The sequence below is a fragment of the Mesorhizobium monacense genome, assembly GCF_056781675.1.
In genome coordinates this window covers 2,300,634-2,320,351 of sequence record NZ_CM165567.1, presented here as the reverse complement: position 1 = coordinate 2,320,351, position 19,718 = coordinate 2,300,634, and the positions used below count along the sequence as shown (strand labels likewise).

At 63.7% G+C, this 19,718-nt stretch carries 19 protein-coding genes and 2 pseudogenes; 10 read left to right on the top strand and 11 right to left on the bottom strand.

The window, feature by feature from the left end:
• The first annotated feature begins 1 nt into the window (after position 1).
• The 6 genes from AC1RUK_RS11125 to AC1RUK_RS11100 all read left to right on the top strand — a co-directional run bounded on the left by AC1RUK_RS11125 (position 2) and on the right by AC1RUK_RS11100 (position 6,397).
• Positions 2–1,168, top strand: a complete 1,167-nt coding sequence (locus AC1RUK_RS11125; RefSeq protein ID WP_481840239.1) for a D-alanyl-D-alanine carboxypeptidase family protein — start codon at positions 2–4, stop codon at positions 1,166–1,168.
• A gap of 252 nt (positions 1,169–1,420) precedes the next feature.
• A complete protein-coding gene (gene tmk / locus AC1RUK_RS11120) occupies positions 1,421–2,095 on the top strand; it encodes a dTMP kinase (protein WP_481835601.1) in 675 nt (224 codons plus the stop codon).
• Positions 2,092–3,147 (top strand): DNA polymerase III subunit delta', encoded by a 1,056-nt coding sequence (locus tag AC1RUK_RS11115; RefSeq protein ID WP_481835602.1) that lies wholly within the window; start codon positions 2,092–2,094, stop codon positions 3,145–3,147. Before tmk ends, AC1RUK_RS11115 begins: the two co-directional genes overlap by 4 nt.
• A gap of 89 nt (positions 3,148–3,236) precedes the next feature.
• Entirely contained in the window at positions 3,237–4,787 is a 1,551-nt protein-coding gene (gene metG, locus AC1RUK_RS11110; RefSeq protein ID WP_481835603.1) for a methionine--tRNA ligase, read from the top strand.
• Complete coding sequence (locus tag AC1RUK_RS11105) at positions 4,787–5,581, top strand: TatD family hydrolase (RefSeq protein WP_481835604.1); 795 nt, start codon at positions 4,787–4,789, stop codon at positions 5,579–5,581. The genes metG and AC1RUK_RS11105 overlap by 1 nt, the downstream gene beginning before the upstream one ends.
• 3 nt (positions 5,582–5,584) lie before the next feature.
• Entirely contained in the window at positions 5,585–6,397 is an 813-nt protein-coding gene (locus tag AC1RUK_RS11100; protein WP_481835605.1) for an MBL fold metallo-hydrolase, read from the top strand.
• A 346-nt stretch (positions 6,398–6,743) separates the two neighbouring features.
• Here AC1RUK_RS11100 and AC1RUK_RS11095 read toward each other — a convergent pair.
• Positions 6,744–7,231 (bottom strand): annotated as a pseudogene (locus AC1RUK_RS11095) (RidA family protein).
• A 158-nt stretch (positions 7,232–7,389) separates the two neighbouring features.
• Here AC1RUK_RS11095 and AC1RUK_RS11090 point away from each other — a divergent pair.
• Together AC1RUK_RS11090 and AC1RUK_RS11085 are read left to right on the top strand one after the other, a co-directional pair.
• Positions 7,390–8,073, top strand: a complete 684-nt coding sequence (locus tag AC1RUK_RS11090) for a TetR/AcrR family transcriptional regulator (protein WP_481835606.1) — start codon at positions 7,390–7,392, stop codon at positions 8,071–8,073.
• A gap of 85 nt (positions 8,074–8,158) precedes the next feature.
• Entirely contained in the window at positions 8,159–9,070 is a 912-nt protein-coding gene (locus AC1RUK_RS11085) for an agmatinase (RefSeq protein ID WP_481839528.1), read from the top strand.
• Between the two features lie 20 nt (positions 9,071–9,090).
• Here AC1RUK_RS11085 and AC1RUK_RS11080 read toward each other — a convergent pair whose 3' ends face one another.
• The 7 genes and pseudogenes from AC1RUK_RS11080 to AC1RUK_RS11050 form a co-directional block, all read right to left on the bottom strand.
• Entirely contained in the window at positions 9,091–9,561 is a 471-nt protein-coding gene (locus AC1RUK_RS11080; protein WP_481835607.1) for a hypothetical protein, read from the bottom strand.
• Between the two features lie 34 nt (positions 9,562–9,595).
• Positions 9,596–10,462, bottom strand: a complete 867-nt coding sequence (locus tag AC1RUK_RS11075) for an aldose 1-epimerase family protein (RefSeq protein WP_481835608.1) — start codon at positions 10,460–10,462, stop codon at positions 9,596–9,598.
• Positions 10,463–10,675: 213 nt separating this feature from the next.
• Positions 10,676–11,392, bottom strand: a complete 717-nt coding sequence (locus AC1RUK_RS11070; RefSeq protein ID WP_436175066.1) for a Bax inhibitor-1/YccA family protein — start codon at positions 11,390–11,392, stop codon at positions 10,676–10,678.
• 25 nt (positions 11,393–11,417) lie between these two features.
• The gene (locus AC1RUK_RS11065; RefSeq protein ID WP_481835609.1) at positions 11,418–12,185 is read right to left on the bottom strand and encodes an anti-sigma factor family protein; all 768 of its coding nucleotides are present in this window, start codon (positions 12,183–12,185) and stop codon (positions 11,418–11,420) included.
• Positions 12,182–12,715, bottom strand: coding sequence for a sigma-70 family RNA polymerase sigma factor (locus tag AC1RUK_RS11060; protein WP_481835610.1), 534 nt, complete (start codon positions 12,713–12,715; stop codon positions 12,182–12,184). The genes AC1RUK_RS11065 and AC1RUK_RS11060 overlap by 4 nt, the downstream gene beginning before the upstream one ends.
• 70 nt (positions 12,716–12,785) lie before the next feature.
• Positions 12,786–13,601: a phosphonoacetaldehyde hydrolase gene (gene phnX, locus AC1RUK_RS11055; RefSeq protein WP_481835611.1), complete on the bottom strand. Its 816-nt coding sequence runs from the start codon at positions 13,599–13,601 to the stop codon at positions 12,786–12,788.
• Positions 13,598–14,754: pseudogene (locus AC1RUK_RS11050) on the bottom strand (TIGR03364 family FAD-dependent oxidoreductase). Before AC1RUK_RS11050 ends, phnX begins: the two are co-directional and overlap by 4 nt.
• Before the next feature lie 186 nt (positions 14,755–14,940).
• Here AC1RUK_RS11050 and AC1RUK_RS11045 point away from each other — a divergent pair.
• Both AC1RUK_RS11045 and mazG read left to right on the top strand, forming a co-directional pair.
• On the top strand, positions 14,941–16,125 hold the full coding sequence (locus AC1RUK_RS11045) for an amino acid aminotransferase (RefSeq protein ID WP_481835613.1): 1,185 nt from the start codon (positions 14,941–14,943) through the stop codon (positions 16,123–16,125).
• A 112-nt stretch (positions 16,126–16,237) separates the two neighbouring features.
• Positions 16,238–17,062: a nucleoside triphosphate pyrophosphohydrolase gene (gene mazG / locus AC1RUK_RS11040; protein ID WP_481835614.1), complete on the top strand. Its 825-nt coding sequence runs from the start codon at positions 16,238–16,240 to the stop codon at positions 17,060–17,062.
• Positions 17,063–17,068: 6 nt separating this feature from the next.
• Here mazG and hflX read toward each other — a convergent pair whose 3' ends face one another.
• The 3 genes from hflX to AC1RUK_RS11025 all read right to left on the bottom strand — a co-directional run bounded on the left by hflX (position 17,069) and on the right by AC1RUK_RS11025 (position 19,714).
• Positions 17,069–18,460: a GTPase HflX gene (hflX, locus tag AC1RUK_RS11035; RefSeq protein ID WP_481835615.1), complete on the bottom strand. Its 1,392-nt coding sequence runs from the start codon at positions 18,458–18,460 to the stop codon at positions 17,069–17,071.
• Positions 18,461–18,706: an RNA chaperone Hfq gene (gene hfq / locus AC1RUK_RS11030; RefSeq protein ID WP_006202172.1), complete on the bottom strand. Its 246-nt coding sequence runs from the start codon at positions 18,704–18,706 to the stop codon at positions 18,461–18,463.
• Positions 18,707–18,850: 144 nt separating this feature from the next.
• Positions 18,851–19,714 carry a D-amino-acid transaminase gene (locus tag AC1RUK_RS11025; RefSeq protein WP_436175073.1) on the bottom strand — a complete coding sequence of 288 codons (864 nt, stop codon included), beginning with the start codon at positions 19,712–19,714 and terminating at the stop codon, positions 18,851–18,853.
• Positions 19,715–19,718: the final 4 nt, after the last annotated feature.

Here is a 19,718-nt window from a genome sequence, read left to right as displayed (position 1 = left end):
TATGCAATTTCGCTTTTTCTCGCCTGTCGCGGGGCTTCTGGGACTTGGCCTGCTGCTGCTTTCGCTCGCTTCGGCGAGCGCGCAGCTATTCGAGACGAAGGCCGTGCAGGCCTTCATGATCGACGCCGAAACCGGCACCATCCTGTTCGCCAAGGATGCCGACAAGCCGATCCCTCCGGCATCGATGGCCAAGCTGATGACGATGGAGGTGGTATTCAACGCCATCAAGTCCGGCCGCATGACGCTCGACGACACCTTCGTGGTCAGCGAGAATGCCTGGCGCACGGGCGGCGCCCCGTCGGGAACCTCGACCATGTTCGCCAAGCTCAAATCGGCGGTCAGCGTCGGAGACCTGATCCAGGGTGTGACCGTGCAGGCCGCCAATGACGGTTGCATCGTGCTTGCCGAAGGCATGGCCGGATCGGAGGCGAACTTTGCCGCGCAGATGACCGAGCGCGCGCGTCAGCTCGGCCTGCAGAATTCGACCTTCGTCAACGCGACCGGACTGCCGGCCGACGGACAGCAGACGACGGTGAGGGAGCTCGCGCTTCTGGCGCTGCACATCTGGCGCGACTACCCCGAGTTCTTCCGCTATTACGGCCAGCCGGAATTCACCTGGAACAAGATCACCCAGAAGAACCGCAACCCGCTGCTCGCCATGGGCATCGAGGCCGATGGCTTTGTGGCCGGAACGAGCGAGGCGGCGGGCTTCGGCATCGTCGGCACCGTCAGCCATAGCGGCACGCGGGTGATCGCAGCGATGAGCGGGCTGGCCAGCGACCGCGAACGGTCCGAAGAGGCGCGCAAGCTGCTCGACTGGGGCTCGCGTTCGTTCGAAAAGACCGAGATCTTCGCTAAGGATGAAGTGGTCGGCGAAGCCGCAGTCTTCGGCGGCGCCAAGTCCGGCGTAGCGTTGAAAGCCAAGGGGCCGGTGGACATTTTCCTGCCGATCGCCAATCGCGACAAGCTGACCGCAAAGATCGTCTATGACGGGCCGGTTTCCGCACCGGTCGAAGCCGGGCAGCCGGTCGGCGCGCTGCGCGTCTGGATCGGCGACACGCTGAGCCAGGAGACGCCGCTCTTCGCGGCCGAGTTGGTTGGCGTCGGTACGCTGCCGCAGCGCGCGCTCGATGCCGCGAAGGAACTGGCCGTCGGCTGGCTGCGTTAGAGCAATTCCAGGAAAAGCGCTGCGGTTTTCCGTCTCGGAATTGCGACAAAACAATAGTTGGAAGTGGCTTCTGGCCTCAGGTCGTGGACCTTTTTTCAAGCCGGGACTAGAGCGGTTCCGTTTTACGGAAACGCAGAACCGCTCTATCTCCTTGTTTTGGCGCAATTCCGGACGGAAAACCGTTTCACACTTTTCTTGGAATTGCTCTAAGAGAGCATCCAGACCAGGGCGACACGGCAAAGGCAGTTTCGAGTGGCGAGCGGATTTTTCATCACCTTCGAAGGCGGCGAGGGCGCCGGCAAGTCGACGCAGATCGAGCGCCTGGCAAGGAAGATGCGCGCCAAGAAATACGATGTCCTCGTCACCCGCGAGCCGGGCGGCTCGCCGGGCGCTGAAGCGGTCAGGCATGTGCTGCTTTCAGGTGCCGCCGAACCGTTCGGCCCCAAGATGGAGGCGCTGCTTTTCGCGGCCGCGCGGTCCGACCATGTCGAACAGGTCATCCGGCCGGCGGTCGAGCGCGGCACGATCGTGCTTTGCGACCGCTTCATGGATTCCTCGCGCGTCTACCAGGGCGTCACCGGCGGCCTCGATCCAGCATTCATGGAGGCACTGGAGGAGGTCGCCATCAACGGCATGGTGCCCGACATCACACTGATCTTCGACATCGACCCGGCCGAAGGCCTGCGGCGCGCGACAGCGCGGCGCGGCGCCGGCGACGGACCGGACCGCTTCGAAAAAGAGACGCTTGATATCCACCAGCGCCGCCGCGAAGCGTTCCTCGCAATCGCCGCGGCGGAACCGGAGCGCTGCATCGTCGTCGACGCTTCCGCCGATCCCGATACGGTCGAGCATGTCGTCACCGCCGCCGTGTTCGCCGCCCTGGAGACCATGACGCCGGCCAACAAGCGGCAGGCAGCACCCGCATGATCTTCGAACGCATCGCCCCCGAGCAGCACGACACGCTGGACGGCGTGCCGGAGCCATCCGAAACGCCGCGCCTGGTCGGGCATGCGCAGGCGGCCGCCATGTTGGCAGCGGCCTATCGCTCCGGCAAGCTGCCGCATGCGCTGATCCTTGCCGGGCCGGTCGGTATCGGCAAGGCGACATTAGCCTTCCACCTGGCGCACCATCTCTTGAAGCATCCGGCCTTCGAAAAGGCGCCGGACGCGCTAGCCGTTCCCGATCCGGCCTCATCGCTGTTTCGCCAGATCGCCACCGGGGCACATCCTTCGGTGCTGCATCTGACCCGTCCGGCCAACGACAAGACCAAGAGCTTCAAGACGGTCGTCACCGTCGACGAGATCCGCAAGGTCAGCCGCTTCCTGTCGCTGACCTCGCACGACGGCAGCTACCGGATCGTCATCGTTGACCCGGCCGACGACATGAACATCAATGCCGCCAATGCCTTGCTGAAGAATCTTGAGGAACCGCCGGCACGCACGCTGTTCATTCTCATCGTCCATGCGCCGGGCAGCCTGCTGCCGACGATCCGCTCGCGCTGCCAGATGGTGCGGCTGACGCCGCTCGACGCCGAGGATCTGATGACAGTCCTCCAGGGCATCGAACCGCCACCGCCGGAAGAGCCGGCGGCCCGCGCAGCACTAGCCGAACGGGCAGGGGGCAGCGCCCGCACCGCGATCCTTTTGACGCAATATGGCGGGCTGGAGATCGCTGCCGCCCTGGACGCCCTTGTCGGCGCCAGAAAGAGCGACGTCACCGGTGCCTATCGGCTTGCGGAGGCCGTCGGCGGCCGCGACCAGGCGATCCAGTTCGACATCTTCAACCGCCGAGCATTAGACCTGCTCTCGACCGGGGCCAGCCAAGCAGCACATGCCGGCGATCTGGCGCGGGCCAAAACGCTGTCGGACACTTGGCACGAGGCGCTGAACGCTATATCCGAGACCGACACCTACAATCTCGACAAGAAGCAGCACGCTTTGACCATGATCGACCGCCTGAAATCTGCAATGCGAATGTGAACGCGGCCTTGGCCTCGGGATGGCAATCGCCGTCTCGATGCGATATCCACCGCCACACTCCCATTCAGACATTCATGACGGCTTCATCCATGGCACGCGAAAAATATTACCTGACAACTCCGATCTTTTATCCGAACGGCAAGCCGCACATCGGCCATGCCTATACCGTCATTGCCAGCGACGCGCTGGCCCGTTTCCAGCGTCTCGACGGCAAGGATGTGTTGTTCCTCACCGGCACCGACGAGCACGGCCTCAAGATGCAGCAGACGGCCGAGAACGAGGGCATAACGCCGATCGCGCTTGCCGACCGCAATTCGGCAATCTTCCGCTCGATGACCGAGACGGTCGGCGGCTCAAACGACGAATTCATCCGCACGACGGAACCGCGCCACTACGCCTCCTGCCAGGCGATCTGGAAGGCGATGGCTGCCAATGGCGACATTTACCTGGACCGCTACAGCGGCTGGTATTCGGTGCGGCAGGAGGCCTATTTCGACGAGAGCGAAACCACGCTCGGCGAAGATGGCGTGCGCCGCGAGCCACTTGGCTCGCCGGTCGAATGGAACGAGGAGGAAAGCTATTTCTTCCGGCTGTCCGCCTATCAGGACAAATTGCTGGCGCTGTATGAAAGTCAGCCGGATTTCGTCGGTCCGGCCGAGCGCCGCAACGAGGTGCTCAGCTTCGTCAAATCCGGGCTCAAGGATATCTCGATCTCGCGCACCACCTTCGATTGGGGCGTGCCGGTGCCGGGCGACGACAAGCATGTGATGTATGTCTGGGTCGATGCGTTGACCAACTATATCACCGCCGCCGGCTATCCCGACACCAAGTCCGAGAAATGGAGCTTTTGGCCGGCCACGCACATCATCGGCAAGGATATTGTGCGCTTCCACGCGGTCTATTGGCCGGCTTTCCTGATGTCGGCCGGGATCGAACTGCCGAAGCGCATCTTTGCCCACGGCTTCCTGTTCAACCGCGGCGAGAAGATGTCGAAATCGGTCGGCAATGTCGTCGACCCCTTCACTATGGTCGAACACTATGGCCTCGATCAGGTGCGCTATTTCTTCCTGCGCGAAGTGCCCTTCGGCCAGGACGGCAGCTACAGCCACGATGCCATCGTCAACCGCACCAATGCTGATCTTGCCAACGGCCTCGGCAATCTGGCGCAGCGTTCGCTGAAGATGATCGCCAAGAACTGCGATGGCGTGGTGCCGAAGCGCGGCGAACTGACCGACGCCGACAGCACCATCCTAAACCAAGCCGTGGAGGCACTCGCCGTCGCGCGCAAGGCGATGGCAGATCAGGGCATCCATTTGGCACTGGCGGCGATCTTCGGCGTGGTAGCAGAAGCCGACCGCTATTTCGCTTCTCAGGAGCCCTGGGCGCTAAGCAAAAGCGACCCAGAGCGTATGGAGACGGTTCTGTGGACGACGACCGAAGTCGTCCGGCGCGTGACACTGCTGTGCCAGCCCTTCGTTCCGGGGTCGGCCGCCAAGCTGCTCGACCTGCTGGCGGTGCCGGCAGACAGGCGTGACTTCGCGCATGTCCACGCGGACTATGCGCTCGTACCTGGCACGACATTGCCCGCGCCGGAGGCGATCTTTCCGCGTTACATCGAAAAGCCGGAGGCGAGCGCCTGATGCTCGTCGACAGCCATTGTCATCTCGATTTTCCGGATTTCGCCGAGGAGCGGGCGGCAATCGTCGCCCGCGCCAAAGCGGCCGGCATCGACCGCATGGTCACGATATCGACGCGGGTGAAGCGGTTCAATCAAATACTTGAAATCGCAGAGTCTTTTGACGACGTCTATTGCTCCGTCGGTACCCATCCGCACAATGCGGCTGAAGAGCTTGACGTGACGACCGACGAACTTGTCCGGCTCTCCGCTCATCCCAAGGTGGTGGCGATCGGCGAGGCCGGGCTCGACTATTTCTATGATCACGCCCCGCGCGACGCGCAGGCGCAAGGCTTTCGCACCCATATTGCCGCCGCGCGCGAGACCGGCCTGCCGCTGGTCATCCACGCGCGCGACGCCGACGACGACATGGCAGCGATCCTCGAGGACGAAACAGGGAAGGGCGCCTTCCCCTTCATCCTGCACTGTTTTTCGTCGGGACGCCGGCTGGCCGAAGTGGGTGTTGCGCTCGGCGGCTACGTGTCCTTCTCCGGCATCCTGACCTTCAAGAATTCAGCCGAGCTGCGCGCCATCGCGGCCGACGTCCCACATGACCGCCTGCTGGTCGAAACCGACGCGCCATATCTCGCGCCGATCCCGTTTCGCGGCAAGCGCAACGAGCCCGCCTATGTCGCGCATACGGCCAAGGTGCTGGCCGAAACTATTGGCGTCAGCGAGGCCGAGATCGCTGATATCACCACGGACAATGTCTTCCAGCTTTTCGGGAAAATGCCGCGTCCGGGCGCGCCAGGCGCCTGAGGCATGAGCGACCGGCTGCGCCTTACCATTCTCGGCTGCGGCTCGTCGCCCGGCACGCCGCGCATCACCGGCGACTGGGGCAATTGCGACCCGGCCAATCCAAAAAACCGGCGCATGCGCACGGCGGCACTCGTCGAGCGCATCGCGGCGAACGGCGCCAAGACCACGGTTGTCATCGACACCGGACCGGATTTCCGCGAGCAGATGCTGCTGGCATCGGTCAAACGCGTCGACGCGGTCATCTACACACACCCGCATGCCGACCATATCCACGGCATCGACGATCTGCGTGGCTTCGTGCTCGAACAGCGCCATTTGATCGATATTCATGCCGACCAGCCGACGATGCAGCGCATGCGGCAGGCGTTCGGCTATTGCTTCGAAACGCCGCCGGGCAGTTCCTATCCGCCGATCGTGCGCGCCCACATCATAGACCATGCCAGGCCGGTGGTGATCGAAGGCGAGGGCGGCGCCCTCACCCTTGAGCCGCTGCCGCAGATCCATGGCGACATCATCTCGCTTGGTTTCCGCATTGGCCGGCTCGCCTATTGCCCAGATATCAGCGACTTTCCGGACGCCACGGCGGAGCGGCTGCGCGGCCTGGATATGCTCGTCATCGACGCGCTGCAGTACAACACCCATCCGAGCCATCTGTCGCTCGATCAGGCGCTTGGCTGGATCGAAAGACTGACGCCGAAGAACGCCGTGCTGACCCATATGCACGGGCCGCTTGACTACGCCACGGTGATGGCCGAGACTCCGGACAATGTCGTGCCGGCCTATGACGGCATGACGATTGAAATCCCTTGTGACTGAGAACCGCGAATACCGTCGTTCGCGGCATTGGCTGTGCGACTAACGCTGCAGCGGATGCCGCATCGGGATCAGGCGCCATCAGTTCGATCTCGTTAAAAGCCGCCGCGTTACAACAGGCGCCCAAACAATAGGCGCCAAGCCTCTGACAATTCGAAGCAATTTCGTCTGGGCGCTACACTCTCCACCATACCCATCAGTTCCATAATCTATCTTATGCGACTTTCTGATGTAGCTGCTATCTATCTAGTAATGCGACAGTGCGAGACGTTGTTGGTCGGCCCTCGTAATTGCGAGCGCGCGGCTGTCTGCGGCGCGCTCGACCCAATCGGGCCAAAAGCGCCGCCCACTATTCCAGAATGACGATGGCCTCCACCTCGAACAGCATGGGGTCAATTGCAAGCTTGGGAACCGGAACCAGAGTCTGCGCCGGCAGCGCGTCGCCGAACATTTCCTTGACGTTCTTGGTCAATACCTCAAGCTTGGACATATCGTGATCGACCACGAAGACCGTGAGCTTGGCGACCTGATCCCGCCTGGCACCGAGCGCATCGAGGGCGCCGCCCAAATTTGCATAGGCCTGCTTAACCTGGACTGCAAAGTCGGGCGACAAGGCTCCCCTGCTGTCTTGGCCGCCCTGTCCGGAGATGTAGGCCACCCGGGCTTCGCGGGCACGATCACCGCCGTGCTGTAGCCATTCGGCGTCGGGTCGTAGAGGTTTTGTGGATTGACGATCGTCAGCTTGAGATCATTCTCATTCGCTGTCGTCGCAGTGGGAACTCCCATGGTCATGATGACTAGCCCTCCGATAAGCAGGTGCTTGATTGCGCGTGACATGATTTGGCTCCGCCGATTGTTGGCAACGTACTCTCGCTCATGCTAATGAATCATACGGCGTACGAGTTATCGTATAGTACAACGTACCAGTCAAGCGGTCAGCGTCGACATTCCTGACGGCGCCTGCCAAAATCGAGTTCGGCCAGCGAGGAACACGGATGGCAGTCAAACCCGGCGGCACCCGGAGCAAACGCACTCGGCGGACGTCGCCCCAGCCCGAGCAGGAGCCGCGCAATGAGCCGCCGCTTTCCAAAGAACGCATCGTGGCCACCGCGGTGGAATTGTTGGATGCCGGGGGACGTGACGCATTGACAATGCGCCGGCTGGCCGATCGCCTCGGCTCGGGGGCGATGAGCCTATATTGGCACGTCGACAACAAGGAGGATGTCTTCGATCTCGCGCTCGACTCGGTGCTCGAATATCGCGGACCGGCGCAAATAGTTGAGTCTCAAGACTGGCGCGGCGAGGTCTTTCATGTGCTCGAAGACTGGCGCGCCAGCATGCTGCGCCATCCCTGGTCGGCATCGCTGTTGCCGCGCCGGGCGCTCGGCCCGAACATCCTCGGTCGCCTCGAACTGCTGAGCAAGACCTTGTCGAGAGCCGGTGTAGCGGACACAGATCTGAACGTCGCGATATGGTCGCTCTGGAACTATGTGATGGGCGCCACCATCACCCGGGCGAGCTTCGACCTCTCGGACGACGACAGGGCCGTCGCGCAACAGCGCCTTACCAGCGAACGCTATCCGACAATCGAACGCTCGCGCCTGCTGTTGGATAACGATTGGGACGGCGCTTTTAGGAAAGGCCTCGACTTCCTGCTCGATGGCCTCGCCCCAGGATAATGAACATTCCTTTCATCGCCCACCGAAGGGAAGACAGGCCATGAGCAGGAGCGTTCAGCTGAACCATCATCAAGGCCATCAAGAAATGACCGCCTCGCCTCCCTTTCTCGGCTTTCCCGATCGCCTCGCCGCTGGCCGCATGCCCCGTGCGGTGATCTTCGGAGCCGGTCACGGCAGCACCTATCCCGGCAAGGACAGCAGCGGCCATGCCTTGGCCGCCGACGCCATCCGCGCTGCGAGCCAGAACGATGCCGCGCTGGTCGAGCATTGGGATTTCGATCTCGGCGGCCCGCTGTTCGACGGCAAGCAGGTCTGCTGCATCGACGCCGGCGACATCGCGACCACCTTGCATGACAATGCCGGCAACCGGGCCCGGATCGAGGCGAAGACGCGCGAGGTCCTTGCAGTGCCGGCTGTACCGATCCTGCTCGGCGGCGACTGTTCCGTGACCATTCCCTTCCTCGCCGGCTTTGCGGAGCACGGGCCGGTCTGGATCCTGCAGATCGATGCCCATATCGACTGGCGCGACGAGGTGCATGGCGAACGCCACGGCTATTCGAGTCCGATGCGCCGGGCGAGCGAGATGACGCATGTCGCCGGCATCGTGCAGGTCGGCCTGCGTAGCGTCGGCAGCGCGCGCCTCACCGACATCGAAGCGGCGCAGCGTTATGCCAGCCACTTCGTGACCGCCCGCGAGGTTCACGCCGAGGGGGTCGAAGCCGCTCTGCGGCATATTCCGGAAGGGGCGCGGATCGTCGTCACCCTCGATTGCGACAGCCTCGATCCCGGAATCATGCCTGGCGTAGCGGCGCGTACGCCCGGCGGCCTCACCTACACGCAGGTGATCGACCTGATCGCGGGCCTCGGCCGGCGGGCCAGGATCGCAGGATTCGACCTTGTCGAGCTCTATCCGCCCGCCGACATTGACGGCCTGTCGGCCCTGACCGCCGCGCGGCTTCTCGTGAATGTGACCGGCACCATCGTCCGGCAGGTTTGAAACCCGGCTTCCCCTCGCCTCTATACCGCTTTGAATTCAGCTCGAGCGTCCATGTATGCTGACGGACTGGGCTCGCTTTTCATCATCGTTTTTCGCCAAGCTTCCTGCTCGGCGTTTATCAGAGCCAATTCCCAAACACAGGCAACAACAGGTCTCTTTACCGTATCCATCGGTTCGGTGGCGGAATACAGCTTCCGATAGATATGCTGACAAAGCACCGAACCTTGTATCCACCAGTGAGCCGAGATGGAAACACCAAGCTCGCCGGGATGAATGATCACAAAGCCCATGCCATTGTCATCACCCTCGTCCGCCACACGCGGCAGAACCTCCTGTCGCACGAATGACTGCGCCAGGGTCGCCATAGGCCCGTCGACTTCCTTGTCGTCTGCGACGAGGCCATAGACTTTGAGCTTGAGGCCGCCAATGTCCCATTGGTCCAAATTTGAAACAGCCCGCGGACGGTAGATCTCGATTGTTTTGGAATTCATTGGGCTCACTCCGACCAGCCGTTCGCGCACGACGCTACAGCAGACGTACCTGATAGCTCAGAACACGCTTCGCGGCAGGCTCGATCAGCATCACGCCGGGCTTGTCGATGAACTCACCATCGAAATCCGCCGGGCTTGCAAGGCCGTGCCAGGGTTCGATGCACAGGAATGGCGCGCCGCCGGGTTTGGACCAGATACCCAATCCTCGAAAGCCTTGCCACGACATCTCGATCACCGGCCCGCGGTCGGCGGCGTAGCGCACGCTGGAACTGACGGGCCGATCCATGATCACGGCGTCCTCGTCGAAGAGCCTTTCGGACAGTGCCAGCCTTTTGCCCTCCACAGGCGTCGGTTGCGGCGCGGCCAGGAGCAGGCCATCCCTCAGCCGGCGGATAGGAGCGTTTTCGTTATCGGCGAATGTAAGCTGGTAGGCTGTCTTTGGCAGATCCGGCAGCAACGGCCAATTGAACGCCGGGTGTGCTCCGATCGACGCCGGCAAAGGTTCTTCGCCGGTGTTGGTGATCTCGAAGGTCACGCCGAGTTGCCGCTGGCCCAGGCTGTAGCTGACCGCAAGGCGAAAGGCGAACGGGTAGTGGGCACGGGTATCGGCATCGTCGGTCAAAACCAGCGTGCAGGACCGAGGCCCCTGCTCCGCCCACGTAAAACGTTTGTCGCGGGCGAATCCATGCTGTGTCATCGGATAGCTGCGCCCCTGATGGCGCAACTGGTCTCCCGTCAGTCGGCCGACGATCGGAAACAGAACCGGTGAATGACGCCGCCAGGCCGGACCTGCCTGCCAGAGAAGCTCGGTTCCCTCCGCATCGCGCAGGGAGATCAGTTCGGCCCCCTGCCCGACGATGATCGCCGAGATGCCGTCACCGTGAAGCGTCACCTGTTCCATACGTCCTCGCGGGTCGTGGCTGGTGTGGCCGGCAGGCTAGCAAAAGGCCCAGCGTGAACTCAAGAGCCGCGGGCTGCGCGCCGCACTCATACAGCCGGACGAGCGCATTCAGCTACGGGCGAGATTCGCGCCTGCTTCAAATGAAAACCGTGGCCGGAAGTTTCCCTTCGGCCACGGCAAGGTTCGAGGTGTTGCCTGCTACGGTCGGTCCGGCTACTCACGCTCGCCGGTGAAGTTCAGCAACAGCTGGAAGATGTTGATGAAGTTCAGATAAAGCGAGAAGGCGCCGAAGACGGCGAGCTTCTGCTGCGATTCCGCATCGAAGTTCTCCGCATACTGTTCCTTGATCGTCTGCGTGTCCCAGGCGGTGAGGCCGATGAACACGGCGATGCCGATCACCGAAATCGCGAACTGCAGCGCCGTCGAGCCAAGGAAGAGGTTCACCACGCTGGCGATGACCACGCCAATCAGGCCCATGATCAGGAAGGACGAGAACTGGGTCAGGTCGCGTTTGGTCGTGTAGCCGTAGAGGCTGGTGGCGCCGAACATGGTGGCGGCGATGAAGAAGGTGCGCGCGATGCTGGTCCCGGTGAAGACCAGGAACACGGAAGCCAGCGACAAGCCCATGACCGCGCAGAAGGCCCAGAACATGGCCTGGGCGCTGGCCGCCGACATCGTCTGCATCTTGAACGAGAACAGCAGCACGAAGGCGAGCGGCGCCAGCATCACCACCCATTTCAGCGGGCTGGAGAAGATCGGCACGTAGAGGGCGGGCGTCGAGGCCACGGCGAAGGCGATGAGGCCAGTGACGACCAGGCCAAGGCCCATATAGTTGTAGACGCGCAGCATATGCTGGCGCAGGCCCTCGTCGTAAACGGCGCCGGCTCGGGCGCCGGTGCCTACGCGGTATCCAAGATCGGGGGTATTCATGCTGGTTCTCCTTGGCTGGATCGGATCAGTAAAGCGTCTTGGCGAGTGTCTCGGCGGCGCGATCGAGGTCGCGGACATCGCTCCGCGCGACGATTGCGTAGGCGACATCGCCAATCTGGAAATAGGCGGACGAGATATCGCCCGAGGGGGCGACGGCAGGCCGGACCACGTCGAACGTTCCCGGCCTGACGGCAAACAGCGAGATAAGCCCAAGCTCCCTGGATTCGACGACCATTTCGACGCTCGGGCCGAACTGTGACGGATAGACCTGCACGTCGCGGACCTTCCAGTCCTTCGGCAGCGAAGGCATGACGATCGCCGTGGCGGCACGGATTTCATCGCTGTCGTAGTTCGGCGCTTCGACTTGGGATGGCATGGCTTCGCGCATCAGCGTCGTCCGGTGCGCCCGGATCGCCTCCTCGAGATAGGCCGGCGGCTGGGTCGAGGCGACGACCTTGGTCACCGGCCCGAGCATGCCGTTCGCCAGCCAGCCCGCGGCGACGAAGACGGCGACCGCTGCCGCTCGCTGCAGCACGCCGAGCACGCGGCCTCGGGCGAGCCCCCTCTCCAGCCGCCGGGCGGCATCGGCCGTTGCCGGCCGCGCCATGCCTTTTGAACCGGCAAGCGCCACCCGCAGTTCGTCGCGTGTCCTGAGGTCGGACATCACCCGCGCGGCCGTTTCGGGACGGGCGGACAAAAACGCCTCGACTTCAATGCGGCGGGCAACGTCCAACTGGTCGTCGACATAGGCGTCAAGGTCGGCGTCGGTCACGGGATCCAGCATTGCGGTCATGGCTCGCCTCTCACAATCCGGAGATGATTTTTGGCGCGCGCCGGCGCGTTATCTTCCATCTCGCGCAGCGCCGCGCGTGCCCGGCCGATGCGTGACATCAGCGTTCCCAGCGGCACGCCGCTGGCCTTGGCCGCCTGCTCGTAGGTAAGGCCCTCGATGGCGACGAGATGCAGCGCCGAGCGCTGCTCGTCCGGCAGCTCGAAAAAGGCTTCACGTATCTGCGCCAGGCGAACGGAATGCTCCTGCGGTGCCTGCGTGCTGCCGTCGGCGAGGTGTCCAACCTGCTCGAGCCGCGCCGCTTCGGACCGGCGCGACCGCAAGCGGTCGATGAAGGCATTGTGGACGATCGACAGCAGCCACGCGCGCAAATTGCCGCCGGCGCGGAACGTCCCGCGCCGCTCATAGGCCCGCACCAGCGCGTCATGCACCAAATCCTCGGCATCGGCGCTGTCGCGCGTAAGCGAGTGCGCGTAGCGGCGGAGCGAACCCAGCTGTCCTACGATATCGAAGCGCGGTATCGACCGTTTCATGCCCTGTTTACGGAGCACGGCCGGATCTTAATCCCGTCATCGACAAATTTTAGACGATGCTGGCAGCCGCTCAAGGCCTTTCGCCGCGCCGCAGCCTGCCCTCGATCATGGCGATGACCGGCAAAAGGTCGGCGACGCCATTGACGACATAGTGCGCGCCGGCGGCGCTGAGCCTGGCGATTGCCTCGACGCGTTTTTTCCTGAACACGTCAGGCGCCAGCGCCTGCGTCTCCGCCAGCGTGTGGCCGAAGACGTTGCCGGTCACGGCGGCGCCGACCGTCCAGGCGCCGGCGTTGGTTCCCTCGGCGATGCCGACTTCGGTGTCGTCGACCTTGACGCTGAGCCATGGCGGGTAGACGCCGAGCTCGGTCAGCGCCTTCCACAGCATGAACGGCGTCGGCCTGCCGTCCGGCGTATCGCCGGTGCAAACCAGGCAATCGGGCGAGAACCCCTGCCCGGCCGCCACCGGCAGGATCTCGGCCATGATGTCGCGCGTATAGCCGGTGGTCGAGCCGATCTTGAAGCCGCGCGCCCGCAGCGCCGCGACGACATCGGCAACGCCGGGGATGACATCCGAAAACCGCGCCGCCACCGCCCGGTTCTTCGGCACGAACACAGCGTAGACCGCATCGATGTCGGCCTCCGTCGGTGCATGGCCGCGCTGTTTCGCCCAGGCCGCCGCGATCCTCGGCAGCGCCATCAGCGCCGCGATATGCGGGCGCTTGGCCATGCCCATCGGCCCGCGCGCTTCATCGACGCTGATCGCCACGCCGAACTCTGCAAAAGCCTCGACGAACACGCCCATCGGTGCCAGCGACCCGTGGTCGACGACGGTGCCGGCCCAGTCGAACACCACGGCACGGAGCAAGCCCTGGGTGGCCATCATGCGATCTTCCTTGTCTGGGACGTGGTTGCGCCGAACAGCTCTTCAATCACCTCTTCGGCGATGGCAAAAGAGGTGCTGGCGCCGGTGCCGCTGGTGATCATCACCAGCCGCACATCCTCATGCGGTGCATCGGCGACCATGGTGCGGTCGGACGCCGAGGCGTAGATGCCCGTCCAGCGCTCGAGCACGCGCGGGACCGGTCCGCCGAACACGGCGCTGAACTCCTCGAGGATGATCTCGTCGACCCGCTCCGAGGCGAACGGATCAGGCGTCGTCGCATAGTGATGGGAATCGCCCACCACCAGCGTGCCGTCGCCGCTCTGCACCACGATCAGATGCACGCCATTGTCGAGCGCGTCGCGCTGGTCGACTTCCAGCCGGCGCCGCAAGGCGACCGCCTCGGGCAAGGCGGCATAGCCGGCATAGCGGGCAAGCCCGAGGTCGGACATCACCGACACCGGCAGCCTGAAACCGGGATCGGCAAGCCGCATCATCTGCAGCTTGCAGCGCGTGACGGCATAGCGCGCGATGCGCTCGGGATAGAGCGTCGCCAGGTCGTCGCCCGGACAGACGATCACCTTGCCGGCGTGGACAATGCCGCGGCTGGTCTCGATATCCGGCGGCTCGACCCGGCGAACCGCCGTTTCGCGGCGGAATTCGACACCGTGCCGTTCGGCGAGAAAGGCCGCGAGAAGCGGGATCGCCTGGCGCGATTCGACACGCACCTCATGTGGGCTCCACAGGCCGCCGGCGAAATCCTGTCCGGCGAAACCGATAGAGTCGCGGTTGAGCTCATCGGGTTCGAGCAGCTTGCACCCGTCGCCCATCTCGGTTTGCAGAAAGCCTCAACCACGGCCCGCGCCTCCGGGCGGCGCGCCACGACGACGGCGCCGCGCTGGATGACATCGATGCCGGCTGGCCCGGCAACCTCCAGCCAGACATCACGCGATCGCATCGCCCGTCGCCAGACCTGGCCGCGCTCCTGGCCGCTGACGGTGATAAAACCGAAATTGCGCACCGAGGCGCCATTGGCCCGCGCGTCGCGATCGATGACAACGACGGAAAGGCCGCGGCGAACGGCAGCCAGCGCATGCGCCAGGCCGACAATGCCGGCGCCGACAATGGCGAGGTCGAATTTTTCTTGCCGGCTCATTTTGGTCTTACGCCGTCACTCTCGCGCTTATCCTGGAAAGGGCTATTCAAACTACGCCGATGTGACAGGAACGTGTAGGACACGTTTCGCATCTTGTAGCTCGGGCTTTTCAGCTTTCCGCGCAGGAAACCGCTGGCGAAACGAAGCCGATTTGCGTATCACTCCGCCGCCATTGGAGCCATGTCGATGTTCGAAACCCTGCAGCCCGCCCCTGCCGACAAGATCCTTGCCCTGATCGGCCTCTATCGCGCCGACCCGCGCCCCGACAAGGTCGACCTTGGCGTCGGCGTCTACAAGGATCGCGACGGCAAGACGCCGGTCATGCGCGCCGTGCGCGAGGCCGAAAAGCGGCTGCTCAACAGCCAGGACACCAAGACCTATCTCGGCCTTGCCGGCGACACCGGTTTCAACACGGCGATGGCCAGATTGGCCTTTGGCGATGCCGTCGATTTCTCGCGCGTCCGCGCCGCGCAGGCGCCCGGCGGCTCCGGCGCGCTGCGGCTGGTGGCCGAACTTTTGAAGCGGACCCGCGCCGACGCGACCATCTGGCTCTCGGACCCGACCTGGCCGAACCATATGCCGGTGATGCGCGCCGCCGGCCTGCAAATCCGCGAATACCCCTATTTCGACGCCGCTACGGGCGCCGTTCGCTTCGATGACATGCTGGCGGCATTGCGGACCGCGAACAGCGGCGACGTGGCGCTGCTGCATGGCTGCTGTCACAACCCGACGGGCGCCAATCTGGATGCCGCGCAGTGGGCTGCTGTGACCGAGATCGTCGTCGAGCGCGGCCTTTTGCCTTTTGTCGACATTGCCTATCAAGGCTTTGGCGAAGGCCTTGAGGCCGACGCCGCCGGAATGCGCCTGCTCGCCGCAAAAGCCCCTGAAATGGTCGTCGCCTCGAGTTGCTCGAAGAACTTCGCCGTCTACCGCGACCGCGTCGGCGCTGCGATGATCCTGGCCAAGGATGGCGCCCAGGCCGACGTGGCGATGAGCCAGATGCTGTCGGCGGCGCGCGCCATCTATTCGATGCCGCCGGACCATGGTGCCGCGGCGGTGCGCATGGTCCTGGAAGATGCAGCGCTACGCGCCGACTGGGAAGCGGAGCTCGAAGAGATGCGCCTGCGCATGCTTCGCCTGCGCGTCGCGTTCGCCGAGGCGCTGCGCCGGCAGTCGAACTCCGACCGCTTCGATTTCGTTGCCAGCCATCGCGGCATGTTTTCCAGGCTTGGCCTGACGGAGGCGCAGGTCGAGCGCCTGCGCGCCGAGTACGGCGTCTACATGGTCGGCGACAGCCGCATCAATGTCGCCGGCCTGCCGGAAGACGGCATGGACAAGCTCGCCAAGGCGATCGTCTCGGTGCTCGACTAGCGCCAGTCGACCATCATGGATCGGGTGGTTCCGTACCGGCATCTGTGGACAATGCCCCCTCGCCGGCCGACGGCATTGGCCGGCCGGCCGCATGCGCGATAGCATCCGACTGATGAAACCCTCGCAAGACATTTCCCGGCTGATCGAGATCATGGCGGCGCTCAGGGCGCCGAAGACCGGCTGTCCATGGGATATCGAGCAGGATTTTTCGACGATCGCGCCCTACACGATCGAGGAGGCCTACGAGGTGGCGGACGCCATTGCGCGCGGCGATCCGGACGACCTGCGCGATGAGCTCGGCGACCTTCTGCTGCAGGTCGTCTATCATGCGCAAATGGCGGAAGAATCAGGCGAATTCGCCTTTGGCGACGTCGTCCAGGCCATCACCACGAAGATGATCCGCCGCCACCCGCATGTCTTCGGCGACGAAAAGGCGCGCAGCGCCGGCATGGCCAAGGGCATGTGGGAGAAGATCAAATCGCAGGAGAAGGCGGAGAAGCGAGCCGCCCGCATCGCCCGCGGCCACGATCCGGAGGACCACGGCAAGGGGTTTCTGGACAGCGTGCCGGTCGCCCTGCCCGCGCTCACGCGGGCGCTCAAGCTGCAGGAGAAGGCGGCCCGTGTCGGCTTCGACTGGAGCGAAGCAGCGCCCATCCTCGACAAGATCGAGGAGGAGATCGGCGAATTGCGCGAGGCCCTCGCCAAGGGCGATGCAGCACCCATCAAGGACGAGTTCGGCGACATGCTGTTTGCCATCGTCAATCTCGGCCGCCACCTCAAGCTCGACGCCGAAGCAGCGCTCAGCGGCACCAACGAGAAATTCCGCTCGCGCTTCCACTATGTCGAGCGGGCGCTGGAAACCTCGGGCAACACGCTGGAAAAGGCGACGCTGGAGGAGATGGAAGCGCTCTGGCAGCAGGCCAAAGGCGCGAAATAACCAGGCTTATCCGTTGTTTTTACGGTGCAATCGGCTTTCGACCTCTTGCCGGGCGCTGTGCGTGGCCTTGAGCGAGATGGTCGCGCTTCCATCCTCATTGTCGGTTCGCGAAACGACATCGCCATTGCGGTACAGCCAGTCGACGAGGCCGAATTGCGCCGGTTCGATGGTCACCGTCAGCTCCTCCAGTTCGCCTGCCATCCTGGCCTCGATCAGCGCCTTCAGCGCATCGAGGCCTTCGCCGGTGACGGCGGAAATCGCAATGGGCGGCGCTTTCCTGCTGTCATTGCCGTCGGCAAGCAGTCTGGCACGATTGCCTTCGTCGAGCAGATCGATCTTGTTCCAGACTTCGATCACGCGCTTGGCATCGCCGGCATCGACGCCGAGATCGGCCAGGATGCGCTCGACATCCTCGGCCTGCGCCGCCGTGTCGGGATCGGAGATGTCGCGCAGATGGATGACCAGATCGGCCTCGACCACCTCTTCCAGTGTGGCCCGGAAGGCCGCGACCAGATGCGTCGGCAGGTCGGAGATGAAGCCCACCGTATCCGACAGAATGATCGGCGTGCCGTGCGGCAGGCGCACACGGCGCAGCGTCGGGTCGAGCGTGGCAAACAGCATGTCCTCGGCCAGCACCCCTGCTCCGGTCAGCTTGTTGAACAGCGTCGATTTGCCGGCATTGGTGTAGCCGACGATCGCCACTACCGGGAACGGCACCTTCTTGCGCTTGGCGCGGTGCAGGTCGCGGGTGCGGCGCACCGTTTCCAGCTCCTGCTTCAGCTTGATGATCTTGTCCTGCAGGATGCGCCGGTCGGATTCGATCTGCGTTTCGCCGGGACCGCCGAGGAAGCCGGCGCCGCCGCGCTGGCGTTCGAGGTGGGTCCAGCTGCGCACCAGGCGGCCCTTCTGGTAGTTGAGATGGGCGAGCTCGACCTGCAGCGTGCCTTCCTTGGTCCGCGCGCGCTCGCCGAAGATCTCCAGGATCAGCCCGGTGCGATCCAGCACCTTGGCGTTCAATTCCTTTTCGAGGTTGCGCTGCTGCACCGGCGTCAGCGGATGGTCGACGATGACCACTTCAGCGTGGCCCTCTTTGACGATCTCGGCGAACTCCTCGACCTTGCCGCTGCCGAGCAAGGTCGCCGGGCGCGGATCGTTGACGGTGGCCACCGCCGTGTGGATCAGATCGAGGTTGATGGCGCGGGCAAGCCCGACCGCTTCGTCGTGCCGGGCCTCGGCCGAGCGCGTCAGACGCGGACGGTTGGAGTCATCGTCGCTACGCTGATGGCGGGTAAGCACAGGCACAATGACAACCGCCCGGGTCGGGCCTTTGGCTTCCGTCCCCGGCTGATGTGCCAATTTTCCGCGGACGCTGCGGTCCGCGTCTTTCTCACGTGCCAATCAGGCGCCCTGGCTTTCCTCGCCATCGAACATCTGAACCGGCTGGCTCGGCATGATCGTGGAAATGGCGTGCTTGTAGACAAGCTGGGAATGGCCGTCTCGACGTAGCAACACACAAAAATTGTCGAACGAAGTGACGACGCCGGTCAGCTTCACGCCGTTGATGAGGAAGATGGTGAGTGGATTTTTGCTCTTGCGAACTGAATTCAGGAACAGGTCCTGAAGGTTTTGCGATCGTTCCGCCATTGTTCTTGTCTTTCGCCGATCCCCTTCGGTTTGCAGCCAATGCGCCAAATTACCGGGCGCATGTCAAGCGCGCAAACACCCTCTTGCCGTTAGTAACGACAAGCAGAACGAGATAAATTGATGTTCATTCCACCTGTGCGGTTATCAGGCTGGACTTTTTTCCGCAATGTCAAAAAAGGCTTGGCGCAACGAAAGTGTTATTGAGCCGGGGTGGCCGTTGGCGATCGGAGCACCGTCAATTGCCACGACCGGCATGGCGATCGTGGTCGCCGAACTGATGAAAGCCTCTCGCGCCGCCTTGGCCTCGGCCACCGAAAAGCCCCGCTCCTCGACCTTCAGGCCGAGCTTGTCGGCCACCTCGAACAGTGTCGTGCGGGTGATGCCGCGCAGGATGCCGTGCTCGGCCGGCCGCGTCACTAGCACGCCATCCCTGGTGACGATCCAGGCGTTCGACGAGCCGCCTTCCTTGACCGTGCCGTCAGTGTCGACGAACCAGGCCTCCTGGGCGCCGGCCTCCTTGGCCTTCTGCTTGGCGAGCACGTTGGGCAGCAAGCCGACGGTCTTGATGTCGACCCGGTCCCAACGGTTCTCCGGCACGGTGATCACCTTGATGCCGGTCTCTGCCCTTTTGGCCGCGGCGGCCGGATCGGCCTTCCTGGCGGTCACCACCAGCGACCGCCTCGTGCCCGCCGCCGGGAAAAGAAAGTCGCGGCTGGCGACGCCGCGCGTCACCTGGACATAGACCAGGCCGTTGGCGACATGGTTGCGGCGCACCACTTCGCGCAGGATGAGCGGCAGCACGCCGCGCGTGACCGGCCAGTCGATCGACAGCTCGTTCAGCGAACGGTCCAGGCGCGCGAGATGGCGCGGCATGTCGACGATGAAGCCGCGCGCCACCTCGCAGACCTCGTAGACGCCGTCGGCGAATTGATAGCCGCGATCCTCGATATGCACGGCGGCGTCGGCGTGAGCGACATAGCGCCCGTTCACATAGGCAATACGCGGCATGGGA